The sequence below is a fragment of the Lichenicola sp. GTC18331 genome (assembly GCF_055386855.1).
This window is the reverse complement of the sequence record NZ_AP045015.1, coordinates 961,834-972,855: the sequence shown is the minus strand read 5'-3', so window position 1 is coordinate 972,855 and position 11,022 is coordinate 961,834. Positions and strand designations below refer to the sequence as shown.

General features: G+C 68.9%; 9 protein-coding genes. 5 read left to right on the top strand and 4 right to left on the bottom strand.

Going from position 1 to position 11,022, the window contains the following annotated elements; genetic code table 11:
• Positions 1–178: 178 nt before the first annotated feature.
• The 5 genes from ACZ5BM_RS04495 (at position 179) to ACZ5BM_RS04475 (ending at position 6,857) form a co-directional block, all read left to right on the top strand.
• Positions 179–880 (top strand): DUF1285 domain-containing protein, encoded by a 702-nt coding sequence (locus tag ACZ5BM_RS04495; RefSeq protein WP_498910196.1) that lies wholly within the window; start codon positions 179–181, stop codon positions 878–880.
• Positions 881–887: 7 nt separating this feature from the next.
• The gene (locus tag ACZ5BM_RS04490) at positions 888–2,105 is read left to right on the top strand and encodes a CCA tRNA nucleotidyltransferase (RefSeq protein ID WP_498910195.1); all 1,218 of its coding nucleotides are present in this window, start codon (positions 888–890) and stop codon (positions 2,103–2,105) included.
• Between the two features lie 45 nt (positions 2,106–2,150).
• Positions 2,151–3,926 carry an ABC transporter ATP-binding protein gene (locus ACZ5BM_RS04485; RefSeq protein ID WP_498910194.1) on the top strand — a complete coding sequence of 592 codons (1,776 nt, stop codon included), beginning with the start codon at positions 2,151–2,153 and terminating at the stop codon, positions 3,924–3,926.
• A gap of 187 nt (positions 3,927–4,113) precedes the next feature.
• Positions 4,114–5,292: an HlyD family secretion protein gene (locus tag ACZ5BM_RS04480; RefSeq protein ID WP_498910193.1), complete on the top strand. Its 1,179-nt coding sequence runs from the start codon at positions 4,114–4,116 to the stop codon at positions 5,290–5,292.
• Positions 5,289–6,857 (top strand): efflux MFS transporter permease, encoded by a 1,569-nt coding sequence (locus tag ACZ5BM_RS04475; RefSeq protein ID WP_498910192.1) that lies wholly within the window; start codon positions 5,289–5,291, stop codon positions 6,855–6,857. Before ACZ5BM_RS04480 ends, ACZ5BM_RS04475 begins: the two co-directional genes overlap by 4 nt.
• Before the next feature lie 14 nt (positions 6,858–6,871).
• On the opposite strand, the gene ACZ5BM_RS04470 is transcribed toward ACZ5BM_RS04475, so the two are convergent.
• The 4 genes from ACZ5BM_RS04470 to ACZ5BM_RS04455 form a co-directional block, all read right to left on the bottom strand.
• Positions 6,872–7,654, bottom strand: coding sequence for a GIN domain-containing protein (locus tag ACZ5BM_RS04470; RefSeq protein ID WP_498910191.1), 783 nt, complete (start codon positions 7,652–7,654; stop codon positions 6,872–6,874).
• Between the two features lie 138 nt (positions 7,655–7,792).
• The gene (locus ACZ5BM_RS04465; RefSeq protein WP_498910190.1) at positions 7,793–9,169 is read right to left on the bottom strand and encodes a bifunctional UDP-sugar hydrolase/5'-nucleotidase; all 1,377 of its coding nucleotides are present in this window, start codon (positions 9,167–9,169) and stop codon (positions 7,793–7,795) included.
• On the bottom strand, positions 9,166–9,672 hold the full coding sequence (locus ACZ5BM_RS04460; RefSeq protein ID WP_498910188.1) for an RNA pyrophosphohydrolase: 507 nt from the start codon (positions 9,670–9,672) through the stop codon (positions 9,166–9,168). Before ACZ5BM_RS04460 ends, ACZ5BM_RS04465 begins: the two co-directional genes overlap by 4 nt.
• Complete coding sequence (locus tag ACZ5BM_RS04455; RefSeq protein ID WP_498910187.1) at positions 9,669–11,018, bottom strand: divergent polysaccharide deacetylase family protein; 1,350 nt, start codon at positions 11,016–11,018, stop codon at positions 9,669–9,671. The genes ACZ5BM_RS04460 and ACZ5BM_RS04455 overlap by 4 nt, the downstream gene beginning before the upstream one ends.
• Positions 11,019–11,022: the final 4 nt, after the last annotated feature.

Below are 11,022 nucleotides of genomic sequence, written 5' to 3'. Positions count from 1 at the left end.
TCTGTCCGAGCGGCGGGAAAGCGGTCCCGCGATCGGCAGACGGGGGCAATCTGCCATGTCCGGGGGTTTCATCAAGCCGGTGACACTCCCTATATCGGGAAGGCACAGGGTGCGTCGGCCCGTTTTCCAGGCGCGGCACCCTCCGAACGGCGGTTTTCGGCCGGAGGTAACGGTATTCGTGACGCATGACCGCTTTCCCAGCCTGAGCAAGGGGCCGCTGGAGACAGGGGGACCGCTCGGCGAGGCCGCGACGGCAGCCACCGAACGAGGCTGCGTTCCGCACCCGCACACCGGCCCGAAGCGCCAGCCACGCGATTGCGGCCCGCTGCCGTTCCTGATCCAGCGCGACGGGACCTGGCTCTACCAGGGCACGCCGATCCGCCGGAAACCGATGGTCTGCCTGTTTTCCAGCGTTCTCCGGCGCGACGCGGCGGGGCGCTACCGTCTGGAAACGCCGGCCGAGCGCGGCGAGATCGAGGTGGAGGACGTGCCCTTCGTGGCGGTGGAGCTGGAATGGCGTGGCTGCGGACGCAACCAGGTTCTCGCCTTCCGCACCAATGTCGACCAGATCGTCTGCGCCGGGCCGGAAAACCCGTTGCGCGTGGACTGGGATTGCGTGCGGTCCGGCGGCGATTGCGCCGCAATCCCGTATCTGACAGTGCGTGCCGGGGATGGCGAACTGCCGATCCAGGCGCGTGTGGCCCGTGCGGTGTATTACGAGCTGGCGGCCTTGGCGGTGGAAGGAAAGCGCAACGGCGAACCCTGTCTCGGCGTGTGGAGCCAGAACCGGTTCTTTCCGATCGGACCCCTGGTCTGTGCGTCGTCCGCGCTGAGCGGGACCGAGGCCGTCGCCGAACATCCGTTCGATCCCGGTGCATGACCATTGCATGACTCCGGCGGCTGAGCCGGTGACCGGTTTGATCGGTGGTCTGGACGACGGAACGCGCGCGGCGCTCGACCGGCTCTGGGGGGTGCTGCCCCAAGCGCGTCTGGTGGGCGGCGGGGTGCGCGACCTGCTGGCGGGCCGGCCGGTCTCCGATATCGATCTGGCGACGCCGGAACCGCCCGAGCATGTGCTGGAAGCGGTCTCCGCCGCCGGGATCAAGGTGGTGGCGACCGGGCTCGCGCATGGCACGGTGACGGCGGTGATCGCGCGCCGGCCCTATGAGATCACGACCTTGCGCGAGGACACCGAGACCGACGGGCGCCATGCCCGCGTGTCCTGGACCGCGGACTGGCGTGCGGATGCGGCGCGTCGGGATTTCACCATCAACAGTCTGTTCCTGGACCGACAGGGGGTGGTGCACGATTTTTTCGGCGGCGTGGCCGATCTGCGCGACGGGCTGGTTCGGTTCGTGGGCGAGGCCGGCCGTCGCATCGAGGAGGACGGGCTGCGCATCCTGCGCTTCTTCCGTTTCCAGGCGCGATACGGGCGCGGCGTGCCGGACCGGACGGCAACGGAGGCGATCGCCTCGCGTCTGCGGTGTCTGGACCGGCTTTCGGCGGAGCGGGTCTGGTCGGAACTGTCGCGGCTTCTGGGCGGGACCGCGCCGGGCGAGACCCTGGGTCTGATGCGCGAAACCGGGGTTCTGCCGGCCCTGCTGCCGGGGGCGGTTCTGGAGCCGGTGCTGCGTCTCGACCAGGAGGGTGCGCCTCTGGATGCGATCCTGCGTTTGTCCGCTCTGGCGGATGGCGACGGCGCCTGGGCCGGGGCGGTGGCGTCGCGGCTGAAATTGTCCCGCGACGAAGCGCGCCGGCTCGCGGCGTTGCTGGAGAAGGAGCCGCCGGCGGCGCGTGGCACCGACGAGGACTCGCTGCGTCGTCGTCTCGCCGATGCGCCTCCTGCGATCGTGATCGGCCGGTCCTGGCTGGCCGGGGAGGCAGCGTCCATCCGTGCGAGGATCGCGTCGATCGTGCCGCCGGTCTTTCCCCTGGCCGGGCGGGATGCGGTGCAGGCGGGGTTGAGGCCGGGGCCAGAGGTCGGGCGTTTGCTGGCCGAAACGCGGCTCTGGTGGTGGACTGGCGGGTGCCGGGCGGATCGGGCGGGATGTCTCGACCGGCTGCGTGTGCTGGCCGGAGAGGCGGGTCTGCTGCCGGCCGTGTAAATCCGCTCGTTTGTGGTCGCAGGCCCGCGCTGGTAAAGCGCGCCGATGACACAGACCGGACCGGGAAAGCGCCCTCGCAAGGATCTGGCTTCAAGCCGGAGCCTGATGCTGCGTTTGTGGCGCGACGAGATCAGCCGCCATCGCGGCCGGATCGCCGCCGTTCTGGTGCTGACCGTGGCGATGGCGCTGCTGAACGCGCTGTATCCGCTGGTGATCCAGCGGGCGATCGACATGTTCACCCATAACGATCCGCGCATCCTGTATCAGGTTCCGGCGCTGGTGGTGATCGTGACCGCCGCCAAGGCGGCGTCGCAGTACGGGCAGACCCTGGCGGTGCAGGGGCTGGTCCTGATCGTGATCCGCAATCTCCAGGGGCGGATGTTCGAGCATCTGGTGGATGCCGACATTGCCCGCATCGAGCGCGAGGCGCCGGCGCAGCTTTCCGCGCGCTTCACCACCGATGCCGTGACCATCCGCGAGGCGATGATCCGCGCCGTGAACGCGCTGGGCGACAGCGTGACCGTGGTCGGTCTGGCGATCTCGATGGTCTATATGGACTGGGAGCTGAGCCTGATCGCCGCCGTGCTGTATCCGCTCGCCGCCGTGCCGATCCAGCGCATCGGCAAGCGCGTGCGCCGGGCGTCGGGCGGCATGCAGGAACAGATCGGCCGTACCGCGGCGCTTCTGAACGAGAGTTTCGGTCTGGCCCGTTCGGTGCGGGTGTATCGTCTGGAGAAGGCGGAGGTCGGGCGCGCCTCGCGTTCGTTCGATCTGCTGCACAACAGCCTTCTGCGCATCACGCGCGGGCGGGCAGGCGTCGATCCGGTGCTGGAGGTGCTGGGCGGCTCGGCAGTGGCGGCGGTTCTGGGGTTCGCCGGGTGGCGGGCCTCGATGGGCGGGGCGACGCTGGGGTCGTTTTCCGGCTTCGTCGCCGCCCTGCTGCTGGCGTCGCGCCCGTTGCGCGCGCTTGGCTCGCTGAACGCGGCGGTGCAGGAGGGGCTGGCGGGGATCGAGCGCATCTTCACCGTGATCGACGAGCCGCCCGGGGTGCAGGAAAGCCCGAACGCATTGCCTCTGCCGGCCGGGCATGGCCGCCTGGTGTTCGAGCGTGTCGGCTTCACCTATCCGGATGGGCGCGCGGGCTTGCGCGATCTGAGTTTCGTGGCCGAGCCGGGGCTGACGGTGGCGCTGGTGGGTCCGTCCGGTGCGGGCAAGTCCACGGCCTTGTCGCTGATCCCGCGTCTGCACGACGTGACCGCCGGGCGGATCCTGCTGGACGGCGTGGATCTGCGCGACCTCCGTCTCGGCGCGCTGCGCGATGCGATCGCCTATGTGAGCCAGGACACGCTGCTGTTCGACACCAGCGTGGGCGACAACATCCGCATGGGGCGGCCGGGCGCCAGCGATGCGGCGCTGCGCGAGGCCGCGCGCGCCGCGGCGGCGGAGGAATTTATCGACGCCCTGCCGGAGGGGTTCGCGACGGTGGTCGGGCCGGGCGGGCAGAGGTTGTCGGGTGGCCAGCGCCAGCGCATCGCGCTTGCCCGCGCCCTGCTGCGCGATCCGCGTCTGCTTCTGCTGGACGAGGCGACGAGCGCGCTCGACACCGAAAGCGAGGCGACCGTGCAGGACGCCCTGGCGCGTCTGCGCGCCGGGCGCACCACCATCGTGGTGGCGCATCGCCTGTCCACCGTGCGTTCGGCCGATCTGGTGGTGGCGCTGTCGGACGGCGAGGCGATCGAGTGCGGCACGCATGCGGCGCTGATGGAGGAAGGCGGGCTCTATGCGCGTCTGGTCAGGACGCAGGCGCTGGAGGTGGCGTAGACGCTGCCGTTCTTCCGTCCTCAGAAACCAATGTTCGAGCGCCTGAAAGGCGAGTGCCGGAGTTCGGGTCGAACGGATCGGAGGCGGCATTGCCGGTCCGGAGGGCTTGTGGCACTCTGACCGAACCGATCGGTCAGCCGTAGCGCGTCCGTCGCGAGTGGCTTCGAGAAGTGGTTTGGAGGCGGGCATGGCTGAACGGAACGGGTCGGAAGACGGCCAGGATCAGCACGACCAGAATTCGGACGGCGGGCAGGACTCCGGTCAGAAGAACGACCAGCCTTCCCAGCAGGCGCAGAAGGACGAGGAGGCGCGCAAGAAGCGCAGCCCGTTCATCCGCATCGGTCTGGCGGTGTTCGCGGCAGTGCTGGTGATCGGCGGCGTCTTCTACTGGTTCACGACCCGCAATCTCGTCAGCACCGACGACGCCTTCACCGCCGGTCGCACGGTGACCATCGCGCCGCATGTGGGTGGCTACGTGGTCGAGCTGGACGTGAACGACAACCAGTTCGTGCATGAGGGCGAGGTTCTGGCCCGGATCGACCCGCGCGACTATCAGGCGGCCGTGGATCGCGCCCAGGCGGCGGTGGATCAGGCCAAGGGTCAGCTCGAAGGCGCCAAATACAGCGTCGAGGTCGCCAAGAAGAACTTCCCCGGCCAGCTGAAGCAGGCGGAGGGTCAGCTGGCTCTGGCGCAGGCGCAGCAGTTCCGGGCCGAAACCGATTACAAGCGGCAGCACAGCATCGAGCGTGCCGCCACCACCCAGCAGCAGGTGGACTACTCCACCGCGGCCCTGCAGCAGGCCAAGGCGCAGGTGATGCAGGCGGAAGGCCAGGTCGAGGTGGCGAGCCCGATCCAGGCCCAGGTCGCGACGCAGCAGACCCGCGTGACGCAGCAATCCGCCTCGCTGGCGGATGCCGAGGCGCAGCTGACCACGGCGAAGCTGAACCTGGAGTGGACGGTTCTGCGTGCGCCGCACGATGGCTGGATCGCCCAGCGGAACGTCGAGCGTGGGCGCCTGGTGCAGAGCGGTCAGAGCCTGTTCGCGGTCGTGCAGCCCGATCTGTGGATCACGGCCAACTTCAAGGAAACCCAGATCACCCGTCTGCGCCCCGGCCAGCCGGTGAGCATCTCGGTGGACGCCTATCCGGACATGAAGCTGAGCGGCCATGTGGGCAGCATCCAGCGCGGCACCGGCTCGTCGTTCTCGACCTTCCCGCCGGAGAATGCGACCGGCAACTTCGTGAAGATCGTGCAGCGTGTCCCGGTGAAGATCATCATCGACGATGGTCTGGACCCGCTGCTGCCGCTGCCGATCGGTTTGTCGGTGGAGCCGACCGTGAACGTCGCTCCCGCGACTCCGCGATGAGCGGCAGCCAGACGGATTGGCAGCCCAGGGCCAATCCGTGGCTGATCGCGGTGGTGGTGACGCTCGCCGCGTTCATGGAGATCCTGGACACCACCATCGTCAACGTGTCGCTGCCGCATATCGCCGGCGACCTGTCGACCTCCTATGACGACGCGACCTGGGCGCTGACATCCTATCTGGCCGCCAACGGCATCGTGCTGACGGTCAGCGGCTGGTTCAGCCGCGTTCTGGGCCGCAAGCGCTATTTCCTGATCTGCATCGCCATGTTCACGGTGTTCTCGTTCCTGTGCGGGGTGGCGAGCAACCTGCCGGAGCTGATCATCTTCCGGTTGATGCAGGGCTTCTTCGGCGGCGGACTGCAGCCGAACCAGCAATCGATCATTCTCGACACCTTTCCGCCGGCCAAGCGGTCCGCCGCGTTCGGCCTGACCGCGATCGCGACCATCGTGGCGCCGGTGATCGGCCCGACGCTGGGCGGCTACATCACCGACAACATCTCCTGGCGCTGGGTGTTCTTCATGAACGTCCCGGTCGGCATCTTCGCGGTGCTGGCGGTGAGTGCGCTGGTGGAGGACCCGCCCTGGGCCAAGAAGCAGAAGGCGCCGATCGACTTGATCGGTCTCGGCCTGATCACCGTGGGTCTCGGCTGTCTCGAAGTGATGGTGGATCGCGGCGAGGACGACGACTGGTTCGGCTCGCCCTTCATCTGCCTGATGGGAATCCTGACCGTGGTGGGTCTGGTGGGGGCGGTGTCCTGGCTGCTGACCGCCAAGCGGCCGGCGGTGAACCTGAACGTGTTCGCCGACAAGAACTTTGCCGTGGGCTCCATCCTGGTGGGCGTGCTGGGCATGGTGCTCTACGCGAGTTCGGTGCTGATCCCGCAATTCTCGCAGCAGGTGATCGGCTACAACGCGACGCTGGCGGGGCTGGTGTTGTCGCCGGGCGGCGTGGTGGTGATCTTGCTGATCCCGTTCGTCGGCCGGGCGATGAAGCGGATCCAGGCGCGCTACATCATCGCCGCGGGGTTCTCGATCATGGGCATCTCGATGCTGATCTCCGCGCATCTGATCCCGCTGATCGATTTCCGCCATCTGGTGATCTACCGCATGGTGCAGACCGCCTCGCTGGCGTTCCTGTTCGTGCCGATCAGCACCATCACCTATTCGACGCTGCCGCGTGAGCTGAACGGCGACGGGTCGGCACTGTTCTCCATGTCGCGCAACGTGCTGGGTGCGATTGGCATCTCCATGTCCACCTCGTTGGTGACGGAGCGCACGCAGATCCGCGAAGCGCACATGGTGCATCTGATGACGCCGTTCCGTCAGCAGTACAACGATTACCTGGACACCGTCCGCAACGCGGCCAGGGCGGTGGGGCAGTCGCAGCTCGCGGCGGATGCGACCGCGAATTTCCGCCTGCACCAGCAGTTCATCAAGCAGGCCTCGGTTCTGGCCTATAACGACTGCTTCCTGTTCTTCTCGATGCTGGCCTTCGCGGTGGTGCCGTTCTGCTTCCTGTTGAAGCCGGCCGTGGCCAAGGGCGGCGGGGGTGGCGGCGGGCACTGAGCCCGCCGGGGTTCTCAGTTCTCGTCGCTGTCGTCGTGCGTGCCGCCGGCCGGTCGTCCGGCCACGGTGATTCGGCCCATGCCGCTGGTGCTTCGGGTCAGATTGCCGCGCACGCCGCCGACGGTGATGCCGCCCATTCCGGAAACGGACAGGGTGGCGTTCTCCACTTCCGGCGTGATCGCGACGGTGGCCGCGCCGCTGTTCTGGACGGCCAGGTCGCCGATCCGGCCGCTGGCGACCCGGAACGTGCCGACGCCCGACAGGCTCGCCGACACCCGATTCGACTCCACCCGGTTCAGGGTCACGGTTCCGGCGCCGGACAGGTCCAGCCTCACATCGCCGGTGACGCTTTCGGCGGTGATCGACGTCATGCCGGATTCCTCGACCGACAGCGCGCCGATCGCGCCGATTGCGTAGTCGCCGAGGCCGCTATCCTCGAGCGCCACGTCGAAATGTGCCGGGATGCGCAGGGACAACACGAGCGTGCGGCTGAACGGGGCATGCTCGGCAGGCTGCCAGCATTCCCGCAGCCCCGGCTTGAGCCCGATCCTGGCAGCGCCATCCACCGTGGAGGCGGCGAGCTGGTCGATCTCCTGCGGGTTCGCGGCGTCTGCGGACAGGACGACGCGACCGGACAAGGCCGGATCGACCGAGATGGCGACGTGACGGGCGCAGCTTTGCGCGACCCGCAGACTGGTGCCCTGCGTTTCGCCGAAATCGCGATGGTCCGCCCAGGCGGCCTGGGTGGCGAGGAGCAGGGTCGTGGCGGCGGTGGCGATCGTGGTGCGGTTGAGCATTCGGCTGGTCCTTGAAGGTGACAAGGATGCTGCAACCTGCATGCCACAAAGTGCGATGCGGCAAGGTCTTGTTTAAGAACGTCTTTTTGTCGTGTCCATCCATGCGGGAGGTGGCGAAATTCGCCAACCTGGCGTGGCTCAACCGCGGATCGACGCGTCCACGAGTTGCGATAGTTTCGGCGCCCCGGCCAGGGGCGTGAAGCCCGGCACGTCCCAGCCGAACAGGGCGACGCGGTTGAGGCTGCTGGACGCGGCATAGGCGTTCACGGCCACGCGCACCGGGCGGCCGGCGGGAAGAGCAGCGAGATCGCTGGAATGCAGATAGTCGCCCGTACGGCGATCATAGGAGGTGACGCCGTCGAACTGGTTCAGCCGTGCCAGCAGGGATGGGAGACGGTCCTGGGCGATCTCCCCGGTGGCGATCGCACCATCGAAGCGCAGGAAGCCGTCGCGATCAAAGCGCGTGACGTCGCCCTCCGGCAGACCGTCGCCGAAGGTGGTGTGGGACAACAGCGCGAGATCGCAGCCGGTATCCTGGCGCATCCGGTCGGCGACGCGTCGTATGGCGGCTTCCAGGGGAAGGGCATGGTCGAGACGGCCGATCACCGCGCGGTCTTCCGGACGCAGATGGGCGGCTTTCTCGCGCTCGATCGCCGCCTGCAGGGCGGGGTCGGCGGGCGAATGCGCGTCCAGAACCACGTCGCGGACCGAAATTGTCGGTTTGTCGCCGGAGAAGCGCACCGTGGCGATCTGGAAGGCGCTCGACCAGGCGCCGCTTTGCAGATGTAGCCGGTTTCCGAGCTTCTGGGTGAAGCGCAGATGATCGTGCGCGCCGTGCAGCAGCAAGGGGCCGGGCGGCAAAGCGCCGAGAACGGTGCGATCGGCCTGGAAACCGGCATGTACCAGCAGCACGGGCAGGGCGGCGCCGCCGATCTGTGCCGGGACGATCTGCGCGGCGTATCGGGCCGGGTCGGGCACGTCGTAGAACGGGCGCATCGCCGGCGGATAGACGGCCAGATTGGGCGTGCCGATCGAGGCGAACACCACGCGCCGGTCGCCGGGCAGCACGAGGTCGTCCGTGATGGCGGCGTAGGGGCCGTGCGCGCGCGGATCGGCGATGTCGCTCACCACGCGTGCGCCGGTTTCCGTGACGGCAGCGACGAATTCGAGCGGGTCGAACAGGTCGCTGTCGTGGTTGCCGATCGTCACCAGAGTGGGTGCCAAAGCGGCGAAACGGCGCAGTAAGGCGAGGTCGATCGATCCCTTCGTGCGCCGGGCGAGCACGTTGTTGCCTTCGAACACGTCGCCGTTGACGACGATCCGCACCGGGCCGTGCGCTTCGGCCACCGCATCCGAGACGGCGCGCAGGAGGGGTGCCGACCAGCGATAGCCGGAATGGAGGTCGCCCATCAGGATCAAGGTGAGATCGGCGGGCTTTCGCGTTGGCCGGGGGGCCTGTGCGACCAAGGGAAGCGCCGCCGCCGTGGCGGCGAAACGGCGGCGCGTGAGGCTCATGCTGCGGGAACAGCGTAGGGCGCGAAGCTGGCGGCGAGGATGCGGTAGGTCTCGCGCTTGAAGCCGACTTCCAGCGTCGGGAGGTCGGTGAGCGGCACCCATTTCCAGGCATCGAACTCGGGGTGCGGGTCGAGATCGAGCCGGATCTCCGAATCCTCGCCGAGGAAGCGCAGGGCGAACCAGCGCTGACGCTGGCCGCGATATTTGCCGCCGAGCGCGCGGCCCATCAGATGGGGCGGCAGATCGTAGCTGAGCCAGTCCGGGTGTTCGCCGAGAATGGCGGCGTGATCGGTGCCGACCTCCTCGCGCAGTTCGCGCAGCACCGCGACCGCCGGGTCCTCTCCCTCGTCGATCCCGCCCTGCGGCAACTGCCAGACGCCAGGCGCGCCTTCGGCATTGGGCAGATCGGCGCGACGCGCCGCCAGAACCAGCCCGTCCCGGTTGAACAGGGCCGCGCCGACGTTCGGACGATAGGGCAGGTGGCGGAAACGGTCGTCGGTCATGGATGTCTTTCGGGCGGTGTGGTCCGGGAGGGGGCGGACGCATCGGGTCGGTCCGAGACCGCCGGGGCCGTCGCGGCGGACCGGGCGGGCTGTTCGGCCGGTGCAGGCCTGCCGGTGGGTTGTGCGGCGACGGGGGCGAGCGTCTCGGTGCGCACGGCTGCCGGATCGGGCGGTTGGACGATGGGCGCCGTCGCCGGGGCGGGGCTTGCCGGCACAGCGTTGGACGGCGCCGGTGCGCCCGCAGGCGGGGGAGCCTGCGTGGTTCCGACGCTGCCCGGAGCGGCGCCGGGCAGGTCTGCGGGGGCGGGATGCGGCGGCGGCAGGGCGCTCACCGGAACCAGGGTGATGCCATGCTCATGCAGGGTGCGGCTCCAGTTCCGCAGTCGCTCGATCGTCACCGGGCGCAGCGGTCCGGCAATCCCGAGCGCGCTGCCGTTCTGTTGCGCGAGCTGTTCCAGGCGGGACAATCTGGCCTGGATGTCGGATGCGTCCGGGCTGTCGTCGATGGAAAGATCGGCATGGCGCGTGCGGGGCGGAACGATCGCCGGCTGGTCGTGCGGCGCCAGTCCCGCATCCACATAGGCGAGTCCGCGCTGCCGGATCGCATCGGCGACCATGTCGAACGCGCTGGACGAGGCGAACCGGTCGCCGCGCAGGCCGCCCAGGGCGTTGGTGAGGCCGACATAACCGGGAAAGCGCGACAGGCACCAGATCAGCCATTCGCGATCCTTGGCGAGGTCGACGTTCAGGCTGAGCGCATGCGCGCCTTCCGTATCTGCCGGGCTGCCGGCGGGCTCCATCGGCATCGAGAGCCAGAGTTCGTGCCCATTGCGCCGGGCCCGATCGAGCAGCGGCGGCGTGGCGCTCAGGTCGAGCGCGTCGGCATAGGGCGACACGGCAAAGGAGATCGGCGCCGGCAGGCTGTCGACCGCCTGCCGGTCCACCGCGTCAGACAGGCCGAGCCCTTCCAGCAGGATGGCGATCTGCGGGCCGGTGGCGGGCAAACCGGCATGGGACGCGTAGGCGGTTGCCGGCATGCGTCCGTCCGGTCCGATGACCGGCAGGGTGCGTCCGGGCAGGCCCGGCGCGGGTTCCTCCAGCGCCGGAAGGGGCGGAGATACGGCGAGAGAGGCCGTCTCTATGCTTCCGGGCGTGGCCTGTGGAACGGGTGGCGTCCGCGCTCCCGCGACGACGGGAGGCGGGGCTTGGGGAGGGCTGGAAGGGCGGGGCGGAAACAGCTTCGGCGCCGGGGGCGCGCCCAGCCACCAGAGCACCGCGCCGCCGCCGCCGGCCAGCAGCAGAAGCGCGATCCAGAACGCCAGAAGAGCCCGTCCGGCGGGATGCACCGTC